The organism is Dyadobacter sp. OTU695, assembly GCF_038440355.1.
GTDB lineage: Bacteria > Bacteroidota > Bacteroidia > Cytophagales > Spirosomataceae > Dyadobacter.
Genome location: NZ_JASATN010000002.1, coordinates 323342 through 341238, shown reverse-complemented (window position 1 = coordinate 341238; position 17897 = coordinate 323342). Strand labels below are relative to the sequence as shown.

Annotated in this window: 16 protein-coding genes; all 16 read left to right on the top strand. The window is 44.0% G+C overall.

The features are described from left to right. Positions 1-44 precede the first annotated feature (44 nt). The 16 genes from AAHB90_RS07225 to AAHB90_RS07150 all read left to right on the top strand — a co-directional run bounded on the left by AAHB90_RS07225 (position 45) and on the right by AAHB90_RS07150 (position 17878). Positions 45-797, top strand: a complete 753-nt coding sequence (locus tag AAHB90_RS07225; RefSeq protein ID WP_342084262.1) for a tyrosine-protein phosphatase — start codon at positions 45-47, stop codon at positions 795-797. A gap of 216 nt (positions 798-1013) precedes the next feature. Further along, a complete protein-coding gene (locus tag AAHB90_RS07220) occupies positions 1014-1841 on the top strand; it encodes a polysaccharide biosynthesis/export family protein (RefSeq protein ID WP_342084261.1) in 828 nt (275 codons plus the stop codon). Between the two features lie 92 nt (positions 1842-1933). After that, complete coding sequence (locus AAHB90_RS07215; protein ID WP_342084260.1) at positions 1934-4321, top strand: GumC family protein; 2388 nt, start codon at positions 1934-1936, stop codon at positions 4319-4321. A gap of 351 nt (positions 4322-4672) precedes the next feature. Further along, positions 4673-5995 (top strand): UDP-glucose dehydrogenase family protein, encoded by a 1323-nt coding sequence (locus tag AAHB90_RS07210; protein ID WP_342084259.1) that lies wholly within the window; start codon positions 4673-4675, stop codon positions 5993-5995. A gap of 42 nt (positions 5996-6037) precedes the next feature. Then, on the top strand, positions 6038-7066 hold the full coding sequence (locus AAHB90_RS07205) for an NAD-dependent epimerase/dehydratase family protein (protein WP_342084258.1): 1029 nt from the start codon (positions 6038-6040) through the stop codon (positions 7064-7066). Positions 7067-7159: 93 nt separating this feature from the next. Next, entirely contained in the window at positions 7160-8638 is a 1479-nt protein-coding gene (locus AAHB90_RS07200; protein ID WP_342084257.1) for a hypothetical protein, read from the top strand. Beyond that, positions 8619-9524, top strand: coding sequence for a polysaccharide pyruvyl transferase family protein (locus tag AAHB90_RS07195; protein WP_342084256.1), 906 nt, complete (start codon positions 8619-8621; stop codon positions 9522-9524). The genes AAHB90_RS07200 and AAHB90_RS07195 overlap by 20 nt, the downstream gene beginning before the upstream one ends. A 78-nt stretch (positions 9525-9602) precedes the next feature. Beyond that, on the top strand, positions 9603-10985 hold the full coding sequence (locus AAHB90_RS07190) for an O-antigen ligase family protein (protein WP_342084255.1): 1383 nt from the start codon (positions 9603-9605) through the stop codon (positions 10983-10985). After that, the gene (locus tag AAHB90_RS07185) at positions 10982-11977 is read left to right on the top strand and encodes a glycosyltransferase (protein ID WP_342084254.1); all 996 of its coding nucleotides are present in this window, start codon (positions 10982-10984) and stop codon (positions 11975-11977) included. The genes AAHB90_RS07190 and AAHB90_RS07185 overlap by 4 nt, the downstream gene beginning before the upstream one ends. A 12-nt stretch (positions 11978-11989) precedes the next feature. After that, the gene (locus tag AAHB90_RS07180) at positions 11990-13060 is read left to right on the top strand and encodes a glycosyltransferase (protein ID WP_342084253.1); all 1071 of its coding nucleotides are present in this window, start codon (positions 11990-11992) and stop codon (positions 13058-13060) included. Between the two features lie 11 nt (positions 13061-13071). Continuing rightward, positions 13072-13623 (top strand): acyltransferase, encoded by a 552-nt coding sequence (locus tag AAHB90_RS07175; RefSeq protein ID WP_342084252.1) that lies wholly within the window; start codon positions 13072-13074, stop codon positions 13621-13623. A gap of 28 nt (positions 13624-13651) precedes the next feature. Next, on the top strand, positions 13652-14206 hold the full coding sequence (locus AAHB90_RS07170) for a serine O-acetyltransferase (protein ID WP_342084251.1): 555 nt from the start codon (positions 13652-13654) through the stop codon (positions 14204-14206). 13 nt (positions 14207-14219) lie between these two features. After that, positions 14220-14792 carry a serine O-acetyltransferase gene (locus AAHB90_RS07165; RefSeq protein ID WP_342084250.1) on the top strand — a complete coding sequence of 191 codons (573 nt, stop codon included), beginning with the start codon at positions 14220-14222 and terminating at the stop codon, positions 14790-14792. Continuing rightward, the gene (locus tag AAHB90_RS07160) at positions 14782-15936 is read left to right on the top strand and encodes a glycosyltransferase family 4 protein (RefSeq protein WP_342084249.1); all 1155 of its coding nucleotides are present in this window, start codon (positions 14782-14784) and stop codon (positions 15934-15936) included. The genes AAHB90_RS07165 and AAHB90_RS07160 overlap by 11 nt, the downstream gene beginning before the upstream one ends. A gap of 17 nt (positions 15937-15953) precedes the next feature. Then, positions 15954-16742 carry a WecB/TagA/CpsF family glycosyltransferase gene (locus AAHB90_RS07155; protein ID WP_342084248.1) on the top strand — a complete coding sequence of 263 codons (789 nt, stop codon included), beginning with the start codon at positions 15954-15956 and terminating at the stop codon, positions 16740-16742. Between the two features lie 20 nt (positions 16743-16762). Further along, on the top strand, positions 16763-17878 hold the full coding sequence (locus AAHB90_RS07150; RefSeq protein ID WP_342084247.1) for a glycoside hydrolase family 26 protein: 1116 nt from the start codon (positions 16763-16765) through the stop codon (positions 17876-17878). Positions 17879-17897 lie beyond the last annotated feature (19 nt).

Below are 17897 nucleotides of genomic sequence, written 5' to 3'. Positions count from 1 at the left end.
CGACCCAGTCAATGCGGGTTTAGACAGCGCGATAGACCGAAAATATGTTAAATTGGTTATTTGGTGGTAAGAAAGCGTCATCCCGGGGCGTCGCATTAGATCATATCGGTATCGATATACATTCACATATCATACCTGGAATAGATGATGGTGCTCAGACGATGGAGGAGTCTGTGGCGATGGTTTCGAAAATGGAGCGACTTGGCTACACACATATTGTGGCAACTCCCCACGTTATGTGGGATTGCTACCGCAATACCCCGCAAATTATTCAATCAGGGCTGGAAGAAGTTCGCCAGGCTTGTAAAGCGGCGGGGCTATCGATAGAGATTGACGCAGCGGCGGAGTACTTTCTCGACGAGCACTTCGGTGATTTGCTAGATGAGGGGACGCAGCTTCTGACACTGCCTGGCAACAGATTACTGGTTGAATTGCCCTACTCAACCCCGCTTATGAATACTTCTGAAACCCTTTTCTCTATTATCCAAAAGGGTTACCAACCGGTTTTAGCACATCCTGAAAGGTACACCTATTTCTATTCCGACCCATCCGTGTATAAGAAGTTAGCCGATCAGGGCTGTGAATTACAAGTAAATATTTTATCACTTACCGGCTATTATGGAGAAAATATTCATAAAATGGCAAGGTGGCTCCTGAAAAATAAATTGATCACTTTTTTGGGCACGGATGCGCATAAAGTCCAGCATCTGGATATGATCCAAAAAAGCAATAGCGAAAATTGGGTGAGCGATTATCCGTTTCAGAATGAAAAACTCGTAAAAATTCAACGGCGATAATTGAATTTATTCTATATTTGCACTAAATAATATCCACGAAAAGCATTGCACTATACCAAGATGTTCTATTTTTGCTCGTTTGCAGTCAGAACTGGCGGTTTTTAGAATAATTCTTTTATATTTAGACCCTCGACTTAGCTTATCCCATTTAAACTATCATTAAGACACTGAAAAACAAATTCTTGCAAGTACCTCTCGACCACTCAACGTTAAAACATGAAACAGCAACGACAGCATTTGACAAAAATTAGTCTTATATTATTTCTAGCTTACATAGCGACAATTGGAGGAATGACAAGCTGTGTCTCTCCAAAATCCATTGTATATTTCCAAGGCGACTCCACGAGATATATTACTCAGGAAATTGCGCATAAATACACCCCCACTATTCAGCCTAATGATATCCTATCGATTGTAGTAGGTAGTTTGAATACCGAGGCTAATGAGGTTTTCAACGCTCCTAATACTTTTACCACTGCAAGTACCAACTATTCCACCACAGGTGGAGGCGCAAGGGTACAGCCGCTTGGCTACCTGGTCAACTCTGACGGTTCTATCGAGATACCGCTGATTGGAAAGGTTAATGTGGGTGGTATGAGAACGACTGATGCCGCCGACACGATCCGCACCAAGCTGCTTAATTACCTCAAAGAGCCCTCCGTTATCGTTAGAAACCTGAACTTTAAAGTCTCCGTACTGGGCGAGGTTGCCCGTCCGGCTGTTTATGTTATTCCAGACGAAAAAATCACACTGCCTGAAGTCCTCAGTTTAGCGGGCGATCTCACGATATACGGCAAAAGAAGCAACGTGATGATTATCCGGGAGGAAAACGGTCAAAGACAATATGCGAGAGTAGACCTTACATCGCGCGAAATATTCGGTTCCCCCTTCTACTACGCTCACAAAAATGACATCATTTATGTCGAGCCAATTAAAACCAGGATCAATGCCACTGACAGAAATGTGCAGCTGGTACCGATTGTGACTTCGATAGTAGCAGCTGTCGGCACGCTCGGCATTCTGATTCTAAATTTTACTAAATAGTACCCTTTACGGCGGCATTTTGCCAACACGCTTGGCTATGCTCTATGCGACATTTTCGCCCTTGATTTCCAAAGTACTATATACTCAATGTTATGAACGATCAAAATTCCAATCACCTAGCGCCAGATCTTCAGGATGAAGAGGTGCAATTCAATTTGGCTGAGTACGTGAGGCGGTACCTCAGGTATTGGTTCCTGTTTCCCATCTTTATCGTACTGTCTCTTACGATCGCTTTCTTTTATCTGCAGATCAGCCAACCGGTTTATAGTACTAAAACCAGTATTCTAATCAAAGATGAAAAGAAAGGACTTGGTGGCGCTCAGGGCGACATTCTGACGGAACTCAGTTCACAGTTCGGAGGAAATAAACTTGTTGAAAACGAGCTCGAAATTATCAAGTCGCAAACTTTGATGGAGCAGGTGATCAAGGAATTGACGTTAGATGTTGCTTACACTTCCAAAGACGGTCTTCGCACGGTGAATTTGTACAAAACAAGTCCGGTTGTCGTCAAAGCAGAAGTAACCACTCCGCTCGCTTATCAGGAACCGATGGTCATTCACGTGGTGGATAGCACACACTTCCGGTTCAACAATGAGGAGAAGGTTTTTGCATTCAACCAGCGTTTCAACAATGCGTGGGGAGCGTTCGTGGTGACCAAGGGAGAAGATTCAGAATTTAAAGATGTTAATGTTAATTTCACTGACGTGAAAAATCTGGCAGAAAACATGCTGAATCGCCTGTCGGTCGAGCAGCCTAACATAAAGAGTACGGTGTTGGAGCTGACTTACGAAGATACCGATGTGCAACGATCTAAAGATGTATTAAATAAACTTTTGGACGTTTACGTACAGTCGTCATTGACCGACAAGAATAGCGAGGCCAGCAATACGCTTAAATTCATTGAAAATCGTTTGGGCTTGATCACAGGTGAGCTGGGTGATGTAGAAAAGGATGTAGAATCTTACAAGACAAACCAGGGCATTACCGATATCAGCGCCGAATCTCAGCTTTTTCTTGAAAACATCAAGGACAACGACTCAAAACTGAACGAGGTAAATACGAAGATAAGTATCTTGGAAAGTGTCGACAACTACATTTCCAATGCTGGCGAGGGCGCTGTTGCCCCTGCAACCTATATGATCGACGATCCAGTTCTCGTTTCATTGCTTACCAAATTCAACGAGTTGGAGCTACAACGTGAGCGATATGCCAGAACCACCTCTCCAAACAACCCTCTACTGGAAACCATCAACACGCAGTTGGCAGGGACCAGACAATCGATTCGCGAAAACGTTCAGAACCTGAAACGCGGTATGGCCGTCACAAAAAGGAATCTGGAGAATATCAATAATCGCTTTTCGGCCGGCCTGCGCAGCATTCCGAAAAAAGAGAGAGAGTTTGTTGGCATAAAACGTCAACAGTCAATTAAGGAAGAACTTTATTTGTATCTGCTGCAAAAAAGGGAGGAAACAGCCTTGGCTTACGCATCCACGGTGACCGACAGTCGACTGATTGACGCCCCTATCTCGTCCTTTCATCCAATTAAGCCTAAAAAATCCATTATTTGGCTAGGTGCAGGCGCTGCCGGATTTATCATTCCGATATTGCTGATCAACCTTCTTTTCATGATCAACAACACTGTTCAACGACGTGAAGATATCGAGAAGGTAACCCATTCATCTATACTTGGTGAAATAGGTCAGATGAAAGCAGCTGCAAACGGGCAGCCTGGCGAAGAGGCAATTATCAAGATGACCAGCCGGAGTGCTGTTGCCGAACAAATAAGGGCCCTGCGAACCAACTTACAATACCTTGGAGACGGAACCTGCCGGGTACTGATGTTCACTTCATCAATTGGTGGCGAAGGAAAGAGTTTCGTTAGTATTAACCTGGCGGCGAGTTTGGCTTATTCCGATAAGCGCGTACTCCTCATCGGTCTTGACCTTCGTAAACCTACGCTGCACGAAAGGCTGATGGTACCTAACAAATTCGGGGCTTCTAATTGTCTGATCGGCCAGGGACATTACGAAGATTTCATCCAGTCAACAGGTATCCACCCTAAATTCGATGTATTGACCAGCGGGCCGATCCCGCCGAACCCATCAGAATTGCTCAGCAACGGACGTCTGCCACTACTCCTTGAAGAGCTTCGTCAAAAGTATGACTACATCCTAATTGACTCTCCTCCATACGGACTGGTGACGGATTCTGCGCTAATCGCTGAACATGTGGATGCAACACTGTATATCGTTCGCTTCAACTATACCATCATGGATCACCTGAAGCGGATCGGCGAATTGCAGCGTGCGCGCCGCTTCGCGAACCTGGCAGTGATTTTCAACGGTGTGAATTACGGGGTTGGTTATGGTTACGGCTACGGATATGGTGGCTATGGATATGGCTACTACGCCGAAGAAGAAGCTTCCGGCAAATCTCAGAGAGTCGGAGACAAAATCAAGAAGCTTGTTGGCCGCGGCTAGAATAAAATCTAATCAAGCAATGGTAGCAATAATCCAAGGTTTTTAACTAGGAGATTTGTTATCAATGAAAAGATAAATTAATTTTCGTAAGGCCGTTTCAAACGCGTTTGTGCAGCCTTGCATTTAAAATCTGTCAGGTACTTTTGACAAAAAGCAACCTGTGATTTAAAGCATTAACCATCACTCAACGTTATATAATGAATACTTGCAACTCCATTCCCGCAGCAAGCGAGGAGCTCATTCTCCTTGCTTGCATCCGCTCCCGGACAGAAAGACTTGGTTCGAAAAATGCCGAAATAGAATCGTCATTTACCACTATCACAATCTGATCACTCTTATTCCATTCAAATTATGAAAATAGCTGTTGTTGGTACAGGCTATGTTGGTCTTGTAACAGGTACTTGTTTCGCAGAAACTGGCAATCAGGTGACTTGCGTTGACATCGACGCTCAGAAAGTTGCTCGTCTTCAAAATGGTGAAATACCCATTTATGAGCCCGGACTGGATGTCCTTTTTGATAGAAATATAGCCGAAGACCGGCTTAAATTCACTACAAATCTAAGTGAAGGCATTGACGGTGCTGAGGTAATTTTCCTGGCACTCCCTACTCCTCCGGGAGAGGACGGATCTGCCGACCTGAAATACATTCTCGGCGTAGCCGATGACCTCGGGTACATCTTGAAGCAATATGCTGTAATCGTAGACAAAAGCACTGTACCGGTGGGTACTGCCGAAAAAGTACGGGAAGCTATTGCGCGTAATGCAACTGTGGATTTCGACGTCGTTTCTAATCCCGAGTTCCTTCGTGAAGGTGTAGCGGTAGAAGACTTTATGAAACCGGATCGCGTGGTGGTTGGTACGACTTCCGAATCTGCAAAGAAAGTAATGGAGAAGTTGTACGCTCCACTCGTTCGGCAGGGAAACCCGGTAATTTTTATGGATGAGCGTTCGGCAGAAATGACCAAGTATGCGGCTAACTCATTCCTTGCAATGAAAATTACCTTTATGAACGAGATTGCAAACCTTTGCGAGAAAGTGGGCGCAAATGTGGACGACATTCGCAAGGGAATCGGAACAGACACAAGGATAGGAAAACGTTTTCTGTTCGCCGGTATTGGATACGGCGGCAGCTGCTTCCCGAAAGATGTACAGGCTTTGGCCAAAACATCCGAAGATTACGGTTACGACTTCCGTACTTTGAAATCGGTAATGGCTGTCAACGACGATCAGAAGAAGAAACTCCTCCCGATTTTGCGGGAGTATTTTGGTGGTGAGTTGCGCGGAAAAACGATTGCAGTCTGGGGATTGGCATTTAAACCATATACCGACGACATCCGCGAGGCACCTGCGTTAGAAAATATCCGGGTATTGCTTGACGAAGGCGCCAAGGTTACTGCATACGATCCGGAAGCAATGGAAAATGTAAAACGCGTTCTCCCTGAAGTAACCTACTGTCACACGGCATATGCTGCGCTTGACGATGCTGACGCCCTCATGATTTTTACTGAATGGCCGCAGTTCAGAACGCCAGATTTCGTAAAGATGGGCAAGCTTCTTAAAGACAAGGTTGTTTTTGATGGGCGGAATCTCTATGAGCTTGATCAAATGCGTGATCATGGCTTCACCTATTACAGCATAGGACGCGAAGCTCTTAATGTCAATGAATTGGCATAGCTGCAAACAGCATATTATTCAACGTTATTAAGGACTCTTCTTATGAAAGCATTAGTCACTGGAAGTGCAGGATTTATCGGTTTCCATACCGTAAAAAAGCTACTCGAACAAGGTTGTGAGGTAGTTGGTCTTGATAATATCAATGATTACTACTCACCGCAACTAAAATACGCAAGGCTCCGAGAAGCAGGAATTCATCAGGACGATATCAAGTGGTTTCAACCGACCCAAAGCCTGACAAACCCATCTTACAGGTTTGTACGAATGAATCTCGAAGACAAGCAGCAATTGTTCAGTCTCTTCCAAAGCGAACAATTTGATTATGTCATCAACCTGGCAGCGCAGGCAGGTGTACGTTACTCGCTGGAAAATCCGGATGTCTATCTACAATCCAATGTCTTCGGTTTTCACTACATTTTGGAAGCCTGCCGCCATTTTCCGCCGAAACATCTGGTTCATGCATCTTCATCGTCTGTATACGGTGCAAATGCAAAAATTCCCTTTTCCGAGGACGACCAGGTAGATTCTCCAGTAAGCCTGTATGCCGCTACTAAAAAAAGTAATGAGCTGATGGCGCACGCTTATAGCCATCTTTATAATATTCCGATCACATGTCTCCGGTTCTTCACAGTATACGGTCCATGGGGCCGGCCTGACATGGCACCCATGCTTTTCGCAAAAGCAATCTCGGAAGAGAAGCCCATTAAAGTCTTCAATAACGGAGATATGGAGCGCGATTTTACTTATGTAGGAGATATTGTAAATGGCGTTGTAAAAACCACTTTTACAACGTTTCAGGACAAACTCAATTACCGCGTACTGAATATCGGAAATGGTTCACCTGTAAATCTGCTTGAGTTTATCACCGAACTAGAAAAAGGAATGGGTAAAGAGGCTATCAAGAACTACATGCCAATGCAACCAGGAGATGTACCCAGGACGTGGGCTGATCAAACCAGGTTAGAAAAAACAACCCAGTACACGCCGAACGTAAGTCTGGCAGACGGCATTGCAGAATTTACTTCGTGGTTCAAGCAGTACTTCCCAGAGCCCGCGGCAATGCGCGTTTAGGCAGCCAATGATCCTCTAACTGACATACCTGTGAAAGCCGCAAATAAGGTCCTTTTAAATACCGTTGTCCTTTATGGACGGATGCTTGTTACAATGGGAATAACATTGTACTCGACTCGTCTTGTACTGGACGGCCTGGGAACTGCGGACTATGGTATTTTCAATCTGATTGCCGGTGTTATCGCGATGCTATCGTTCCTTAATTCGGCGATGGCGACGTCCACGCAGCGATATCTCTCCTTCCATCAGGGGAAGAGGGATATCGATATGCAAAAAAAGGTTTTCAAGAATAGCCTGTTTATGCATATCTGTCTCGGTATCGGGATCGTCATACTTCTCGAAGGCCTGGGGCTGTTACTATTCGACGGCCTGCTCAACATTCCCGGGAACCGGGTCAGTTCAGCCAAAGTGATCTACCATTTTATGTCGCTGACTGTGTTTTTCACAATCATCGCTGTACCGTTTAATGGTTCGCTGGTGGCCCATGAGAATATGGTCTGGGTGGCGTTGGTAAATATTACTGAAACAGTCCTCAAATTGCTGATCGCTATTTTACTAGGCTCGGTGAGTGGTGACAGGCTGATTACTTATGGCTTCCTGATGGCCCTGATCACCGTCGTTAGTTTTGGGATGTATGCCACGTTCTGTTTCAAAAAATATTCCGAATGCACCATCAGCAAGGCTGTTCCGTTCGACCGGCCGTTGATGAAAGAACTTACATCGTTCGCAGGTTGGAACTTGTTCGGTTCGTTATGCTCACTAGGCAGAACCCAGGGACTGGCGGTTTTGTTGAACATATTCTTTGGAACGGTTGTCAATGCTGCGTATGGAATTGCCAATCAGGTGGCCTCGCAGTTAAGCTTCTTTTCGGAAACCCTATTACGGGCAATCAACCCTCAAATCATGAAAAGCGAGGGTGCTTCCGATCGTGAAAGGGTTTTGAAGCTGTCGATGATTGCGAGTAAGTTCTCTTTCTTCTTACTCGCAATATTTGCAATACCTTGCATTTTCGAAATGAAGGAAATTCTAGGTCTTTGGTTAAAGGTAGTTCCGGAGTATACGTCCGTCTTTTGCTCGCTGATTTTGACCTGCATGCTCGTCAAACAGTTAACAATTGGCGTGCAGTCTGCTTTACAGGCCACCGGCGAGATTAAGGTATATCAGATAGTTGTGGGTACTACACTGCTCATGAACCTCCCGATCGCCTGGCTGCTTCTGACATTGCATTTGCCCGCATACAGCGTTTTGATTAGCTATATGTTCATCGAAGTACTATCATGCGCTTTAAGGCTCTATTTTGCAAAAGTAAAAGGCGGCCTTTCAATCAATAAGTACGTGAATAGGGTATTCGCTAAGGAAGCTCTGCCACTGTTGTTTTCAATGGCAGCCTGCTGGGTGTCTGTTCAATTTATTCAAATCCCCCTACGGTTTCTTTTTACTGGTGCGTTCTCCGCATTCGTATTTCTCATCAGTATCTACTTTTTTGGTTTGTGCGACGATGAGAGGGAAATTTTCGGGCGAATTTTTATTACCGTAAAAAAGAAATTTGTCAATGAAGCTGGAATACTTTAAGTCAAAAACCGGGAATTTCGGAGATGATCTCAACGCTTGGCTTTGGCCTAAGATATTCAAAGATCTGGGGCAAACCGATGACGAATATTTCCTCGGTATTGGATCTCTGTTGTGCAATGAAAGTAAACTAATTAAACAATTTAGTGACAAAAAACTCGTCATTTTTGGTTCTGGTGTGAGGCCATCCAGAGAATATACCAACTTCCGGATCAACAATCTCTGGGATGTACAGTTTCTCAGAGGTCCGTTGTCCGCTAATAGCCTTAACAGGCAATATGAATTCATTGCCGATGCCGCTTACGCATTGAGAAATACAAAAGAATTCAAGGGTATTTTGAATACAGAGAAAAAATATGAAGTCAGTCTCATGCCCTATTTTCATTCAGTCGACTTGATAGACTGGAAAGGGATTTGCCGGGAACTGGGCTACCATTACATTTCCCCGTTTTCAGAAAATGGTGTCGAGTTTACGTTGAAAGAAATTGCGGCATCAAAAAAAGTGATCACCGAAGCAATGCATGGTGCGATTGTCAGTGATATCTTACGAGTTCCATGGCATCGGTTTATCTTTTCAACTCCGCAGACAGAAGGTGAAAGAATAGCTGATTTCAAGTGGAATGATTGGATGTATTCTATTGATATATACAATGCAGAAGCGACCTATATTCCATTCCTACGAAAAACATTTTTGCACGAATGGATCAAAAAGGCTTCTGCCAATACAGTATCGACTAATTTCTATGTTAAGGGCAAGACGCGGGAAGATTTGCTAGCAAAACTTTCAAAAGGGTTGCCGTACTATCTATCACAGGATTCGGTGATTTCGAAAATAGAAGATCGAATAGACACTAAAATAGCTGACGTCACGTCCAAGTACTTTCAGTAGTACCCGGCTCCGTCTCAACTCAATGTTATGGTAACTCTTATAGTCGTATGCTTATTGCTCGCCGTAACCATCTTTCGAATGGTGGTAAGAAAAACGTCTGGTAAGAGCGATAATAACTATTTGCTGGTAAGTCTTTTCATTCAAACGCTTCCTTTTGCATACGGAAAGTCGGTCCTGACCCTTTTATCAGGGAAAAAAATAGGCGGTGAGATGGTGTTTCAGGAACTGGGCGCTTTTGGAAACTCTGTACGCTTTGAGCTTCCGCTGCTATTTTTCCTTATACTTCTTCTGCTCGGCTATCGCAAGTGGGAAAACAATTCTTTCGGGCTCAGAGACAACATCTGGTTTTATGTGTTATTGATTTTCAGCTTTATTGCAGTTGTTAATCCCTCAAATATCTTTCCCACCGCGGCACTCCCACTAATTGCATATGTTTTTCAGTTCTTGCTCATTGCGAAATTGTTTGAGTACAATTTCTCCATGGCCACCATCATCAAAGGGCTTTATGATGGATTGAAGGTGTTGACGATTTTGAATTTGTTTTTGGCCATCTGTTATCCTGTCCTGAATATTGGAATTGCAGCCACACTTTTCAAAGGGGAACATGCGCTCGAATGGGCTCAGCGAAGAGCTGGATATGCCTCGGCAGTCGGCATCTTCGGTCACCCGGGGCCACTGGCGCTGTTTTCATTGATTGCCGCAATATACTTTCTGGCTTGCAGTTTCAACAGCTATAATCAACGCCTCTCGAAGTATCTGATTCTGGCAAATATGTTCGTGATCCTCCTTACATTCTCGCGAACTACCTACATTTCGTCAATTATCGTATTCCTATTGCTTTTTGTTGTGCACAAACAGAAAAAGCAGTTATTCTCTATCAGAAATATTTTGATAGTGACCTCCCTTTTTGCGCTCGTTGTATTCATCCTCTACCTTACGCCGTTGAGTGATGTATTCTTAAAGACTGATGCCGGAGATCAGATTGAAAACCGATATGCACACTGGATTCTTGGATACGATATGTGGAACACGTCCAAGCTATTAGGTATCGGAATGAACACGCACGTGTACTACATGTCCACAAAGCTGCCTATTAATTTAGATTCCGCAATTATCGCCTTTTTGATTCGCAGCCCGATTCACAATATCCACATGATCATACTTGCGGAGACCGGTTTGTTAGGCATTTTTACCTGGTTGTATTTCTTTGTATACAATATCGGCCGGTCGTCAAAAAAGGCACATGGTACAAATAGCGCGTCGAATATCCTTCGATTAACATACACCGGCGTGCTTTCGGCATTTTTCATCTACGGTACTTTTGGGTGGACACCCTTCCAACCAGAAATCTTCTCGTTCGGTTTGTTCATCGGGTATTTTGCTACGTCCAAAAAACTCGTCGTGCAATCGAAACGAATAGCCTCTATAAAAAAATCCAAACCCGCCTATTTGTTGTCATGAGCAAAAAAAGGATGTATTTTCACCCAATGGCTGAGCTTCCTAAGTTAAAGTTCAACACGTACGCCTATGAAGCCAGCACGAGCCTAAACGAACACTTCGAGATTGTTAACTACGGAAAAAAGTCGAGAGGTGGCGTTCTTGGTATTTTCAGCAATTACTTTTTCAAGTGCGACTATTTCTATTTTAACTGGATTGAAGGTTATGCAGACCTGCAAACCTTCTTCCTTTTCCTATTCCTGCCTATCGCCAGGCTTTTTGGAAAGAAGGTTCTCTGGACACATCATAATGTATTTCCTCACTGGGGAAGCAGGTGGATTGATCGTTTTATGGTGCGCTATTTCACACGATTTGCAAACTACACAGTTGTACACACCAAGGAAAGCTATCCAATTTTACAAAAACAAAGTGGCGACCCTCGGATTCTCTATTTCTTCCATCCGATGTTCTCGAATCAGGTACGAGTCCAGCAAGATGACAACAAGACCTACGACTTACTAATCTGGGGACGGATCCGCGGTGGGAAAGGTGTTCAGGAGTTTCTGGAACATCTTCGGAAGAGCAATATGCTAAACAGCATAAAAATAAAAGTAGCAGGGAAATTCAACAGCGAAGAAGAATATTTACAGTGGTTGAAGCTATATGCTACCAATAACATCAGCATAGAAAACAAGTTTGTAACAGACGAAGAGCTGGACTTATTACATCGCGAGTCACGAGTAGTATTCTTCCCATACACAGGCAAGAGCGTACTCAATTCAGGAGCACTTGTCACGTCGCTTCCCAAAGGCACGCCTATAATCGGGCCTCATTCGGGCGCATTTAAAGAACTTGCCGAGATGGGGTTGATCGACACTTACCGATCTTTTGACGAGGTTCTTGCCTACGTAGAAGACACTGCCAGGCACAGGTATCCTCAGCAATTGATCACGGAGTTTTGCCAAAGTCACACTTGGCATCGTTTTTCGGAATATATGTATGAAAACCTTAAATGATCTAGTTCGGATATGAAAATTGGTGTTTTCATGCATGATTTAAGCAGCGGCGGCGCTGAAAAGATCATGGTGGGCTTTGTTAATTACCTTGCTGATCTCACGAACGATGAGGTGGTGCTGATTTTGGCGAATACAAAAGGCCCCTATCTGTCGATCGTTAACCCTAAGGTGAAGATTGTTTCCTTCGATCGGCATAAAACTTCACAAATCGTTGCCCCGCTTTATCGGTATCTAAAAGCAGAACCGGTAGATGTATTATATTCTACGCTCCGGAATGCAAATCTGATAGCAATTATAATAGGCAAGCTACTTGGGATCAAAGTGATAACGCGAGAAGCGAATACCATCAAGGAATACAATAAGACAAAGAAGAAGCAGATTGACAAGGCCACGATGTTTCTGACAAGGCACCTATATAAGTATGCGTACAAGTGTATTGCTATATCTGAAAACGTTAAGACTGACCTCATCCGCTTTACCAGTCTTGAAGAGAAGAAAATCGAAGTTGCGTATAATCCCATAAAGATTTTTGACAACATAACAGATGTATCGCTGGATCCGGCATTTTTTCACATTGGATTAGTATCGCGACTTACTACCCAAAAGAATATCCCAACAGTAGCCAGGGTAGTTGAGCATTTCCTTCAAAGTAATTACCCGATAAAGTTCCATTTCTTTGGTGAAGGGGACGAGCGTGCTGTCCTGGAAAATCTTGCAAAGCGTTATCCGCATCGACCCGTTGTTGAATTACATGGGTTTGAGCTCTCCTACTATTCCTTTATCAAACACATGGATATGTTCATGCATATTCCTCTTTGGGAAGGTCTCGGAAATAGCGTATTGGAAGTGTACAATTCAGGAATACCCATGATTCTCAGCAATGTAGAATCGGGCTTCTCCGAACTCATCAAGCCCGACTTTCCTAATGTTCACTACTTCCACCCGCTCAATGAAGTAGATCTAATCGCAGAGGTTATTGAAAAATATATAAAGGGAGAACTTGTTTCTTCACCTGATAGGCCGAAGCTAAATCTTGCGGAAAAAGACACATACAATGCTTATCGGCAACTAGCACACGATTAATTTAATCGACAATGATCGCCATTCTGAAAAAAGCTTTTGGTTTTGTTAACCGCCTTTTGATTATAAATTTGAAAGGAAGGGTTTACTACGCAAGAAAAATTGGTGTTAAAGTAGGCAAAAATTGCAGGCTCTATATCTCCGACTTCGGATCGGAACCATTTTTGATTACAATCGGAGATCATGTAACTATTGCGGACAACACCAGAATTATCACCCATGACGGTAGTAATTGGCTAATCCGTGACGAGGACGGTCGAAGATATACTTATCAAAAAGTCGAAATAGGAAGCAATGTATTCATAGGTATGAATTGCATTATCATGCCAGGCGTAAAAATCAGCGATAACGTGATTGTAGGAGCAGGTGCTGTTGTCACAAAATCAGTACCAAGCGGCAAGATTGTAGGCGGGAATCCAGCCAGGATCATCGGCGATTTCGAAAATTACAAAAAGCGCTCTCTGGAAAATTATGTATCCGAAAAAGAAATGAACCGATCCCTCCCCTATAAAGAAATGGTGCTCGCAGTCGCGTCGAGCGATTTCAAACCATTCTTGTCCCCATAGCACACTGTCCATTTAAATATAATAGCTTATGCAAATCAACACACTCATTAAGTCTGACCTATACCGGTATTCCGGTAAAACAAGCTTCAAAGCATTTCTACATCATTTCAAGAACTCAGAGGGCTTTAAGTTTATGGTATTTCTCAGGCTTTCTCAGGCCTATTCAAAACTGAATCCTATCGGGCTTCTATCCCGATATTTTTATCGCAGGTTGACCTACAAATTCGGATTCCAGATCCCGAAGTCAGTGAAGATTGGGAAAGGGCTTGTGCTGATGCATACTGGGCATATTATTGTCAATAGCAAAAGCAAAATAGGGTCGAATTGTAACATTTATCCGGGTGTGACAATTGGTACGACTTTTCGGGGGAAAGATAAAGGAGTTCCAGTAATCGGCGATCAGGTCTGGATTGGCAGCAATTCAATCATAGTGGGCAAAATCACGATTGGTAATAATGTCCTGATAGCCCCAAATTCATTTGTTAATAAGTCAGTTCCAGATAACAGCATAGTATTGGGTAATCCGGCGGTAATCAAGCCCAGAGATAATGCAACCGCCGAATATATTTTCAATATGGTGTAACGGTTTTTAAAATATGATCCGCAACAGAAGCGAGTACAGACAATTTATCGCAGCCGATGCCGAGGCAATGGAAGTGAATATCACTTCATTTTCTTCCAGGCTGAAAGCTTATCTGACAAATCCCCGCTGGCGGTTTATCAGGAAACTTCGGCGCGTTGAATTCTACCAGAATGCCAGCAACCCATTGTCGAGGTTGGCTGCTAAGTTATTTTGGATGGACTATAAGCGCTTTGGCATGAAGTTGGGATTCTCTATACCGCCAAACGTCTGCGACAAAGGATTATCACTACCACATTATGGAACGTTGGTGATCTCGAAAAAAGCAAGAATTGGCAAAAATGCCCGCATTCATATTTGTGTGAACATCGGAGAAAGTTCCACCGGCACGCCTTCTATAGGAGATAATGTCTACATAGGGCCGGGCGCAAAATTATTCGGCGGGATCGTATTGGGAAATAATGTAAGGATTGGTGCGAATGCAGTTGTCAACAAGTCCTTCGAAGAAGACAATATTGTTCTCGCAGGTGTACCTGCAAAAATTGTAAAAAGGCTCAACCATCCTACAACATCAGTATATGACATCTAACAAGCAAAACCGCACGGTGCTTTTCTATGCCCCGATCGGAAATCTAACCAAAGGCTTCAAGAATGGCGGTGCGGAGGCAGGTTGCCGCAAGACGATGGAGGTTCTTCGAAAAGAGGGCTACAACGTGATTTTGCTGGAAAAACCAACTCGCATCTCTGATTCTAAACTGGACGGGTTCAAATTCATTTTTACCCTAGCAAATGTCTACTTCCGGACCATTGGACTTTTGAGAGCCCATCGCGAGGGAGTTTTCCATGTCGCGGGGTTCTATCTCAACCAGGTCTACTTTGAATGGCTGCTCATCCAGACTGCCCGCCTGATGAGCGTGAAATCCATTTATGAAATCCGCAATGGAGGCATGATCGAAGCTTACAAACAAGGCGGAAGCTTTTATAAATGGTTCATGAAAGGGATTCTTACTGGGGCCAGCACCGTGCTTTGCCAGGGTTACGAATATGTGTTATTTCTAAAATCAGAATTCGGCAAGAGTGGCGTGTATTACCCTAATTACATCATGGACAATTTTGTTCAGAGTAATTCTGATGACAGGAGCGATGATGCTGTAATTCGAATTGTTTATTTTGGCAGGGTGGTGCCTGATAAAAATGTGGAATTTATCATCGCGGTCTGCAAGCAACTTGCTATCCGGAATAAAGACTTCACTATGGCAATCATTGGTGGCTACGAACAACAATATTACGATTTTCTTCAGCAACAGATTTTAAGTAACGGCCTAGATTCGGAGCGGTTCGTCTTTCATGGGCGTCGCGAATTCAGCGAAATTGTGCCACATCTTAGAAAATCGCATTTTTTTATTTTTCCCTCGAAGGAAAAAAGAGAAGGGCATTCCAACTCGCTCACCGAGGCAATGGGATGCGGCGTCGTTCCTATTGTAAGCACCGCGGGTTTTAATGAGAGCATCGCCGGAAGCAGCGACTTCGTTGTGAACGAATTTAATGCCGATCTCTATGCGGAAAAAGTCCTCAGGATCTGGGATACGGGCAATTGGAAATCGCGTTCAGACGAAGTTCATCGCAGGGTGGTCCAGAACTATACAGAATCTGTTGTCAAAACGTCGTTGCTGGGCGCGTACGCCGATTTACTTGGTAGGTCCGCAAAAAACGAGCTTACACTTTCGCGATAAACTAATGAATCTCCAATATGCCTACGACTCCGAAGTCCATTCTGGAAATTATAGATTCGATAACGCTACTGAGTGAACCAGATGATCTTGGTAAACTATTGAGGACGCTGTCTGAAAATCGCTTTCAGTCGCAACATATTGTATCCTTTGTTAATGCGCATGCATTAAATCTTGCCTTTCGTAATAAGGATTTTGCCGAAGCACTTGTAAGCTCCGACATTATCCTCCGTGACGGCATTGGCATGAAAATATTGTACAAATCATTAGGCATCGCTCCCGGTCTCAACATGAACGGCACGGACGCGATACCATTGATCCTCGATCATTTCAAGGGCGAGAAAATAGCGCTGATGGGCACGGAAGAACCTTATCTGGGCAATGCAGCCGCTAAACTGAAAAACGAAGGACACAATATTATAGGAACGATAAATGGATTTGCTGGCCTGGATGCCTACGAAGCTTTTATTAGGAAGACCAAACCGTCCGTCGTGGTACTGGGAATGGGTATGCCGCGCCAGGAGCTTCTGGCGTCAAAACTCATTCAGATATATACTGGAAACTGTCTTTGGATCAATGGCGGTGCCATCATCGACTTTCTAGGCGGTAAAGTGAAACGAGCCCCCGCCTGGATGCAAAAAAACGGACTGGAATGGTTGTTTCGATTAGGAAGCGAACCCGCAAGGTTATTCAACCGATATGTCGTCGGTAATGCGGTCTTCATTTCCCGAATACCACAGATCATGAAGCAGTTTGAAAAAAATGGCTATCGAAAACAACCCAACAACGTTGCCGACGGCAGCAGTTAAATTGTAACCCGAAAACAACCATGATTAACAAGCGATATATCACAGTCATATTAGGCATCTTGTTGAAAATGGCCAATCCTGCGATTGGCCAGGAAACTCCGGTGAATGCTTCTGTCACATCTGAGACCAGGTTGCTATTGCAGAACCTGCACGATATGGCTAAGAACGGCACGATGTTCGGCCACCAGGACGACCTCGTGAATGGAATTCATTGGAAATACAAAAAAGACAGCTCGGATATCCGGACTCTCGTCGGCGATTACCCGGCTGTATTTGGTTGGGACATTGGGAAACTGGAAATAAACGATCGTGCGAATTTCGAGGGCGTGTTGCTGGACGAAATAGCCAAAAATGTGAAGCTGGCTTATGAAAAAGGTGGCATAAATACCATTTCCTGGTTATGCTACAATCCGGTAAGTCCTACTGAAACGGCCAAAAGCACTACCGATTCTACAATCCATAAATTATTCAGCGATGCTACCAATCTAAAAAGGTATGACCAGTGGCTGGATCGTGTAGCAAATTATTTGAAAAATCTCCAGGCAAGCGACGGTCAAAGTATTCCGGTTGTATTACGCCTGTTTCATGAAAATACGGGCAGTTGGTTCTGGTGGGGAAAAAAGCACTGCACTCCCGAGGAATACATCAAACTTTACAGGTATACCGTTGACTATCTGAAAGATAAAAAGAAGGTTAATAATGTACTTTTCGCATACTGTACCGACAAATTCAAATCCCGACGTGAGTTCCTGGAAAGATATCCGGGCGATGATTATGTCGATGTGATCGGAGCTGATATTTATGACGGGCCAAAAAATCACGAGACATTTATCACGGATGCGACCAGAATGGTTACCACGATGACGGAAATTGCCCGGGAAAAAGGCAAGCCATCCGCGATAATGGAAACGGGGTATCGGCAGATGCCCATTCAGGACTGGTATACCAACTTTCTATATCCGGTCGTCCGGGGTTCGGGTCTGTCCTATGTTATGATCTGGAAGAACGCGAGAAAGTCGGCATTTTGGGGCACCTATCCTGGACATATTGCGGCCGACGATTTTGTGAAATTTTCACAGAAACCCGACATTTTGTTCCTATCGAAGATATCCAGGCATGGTGTCTATCGCAAGTAATGCAGCCTACCCTTCCCTG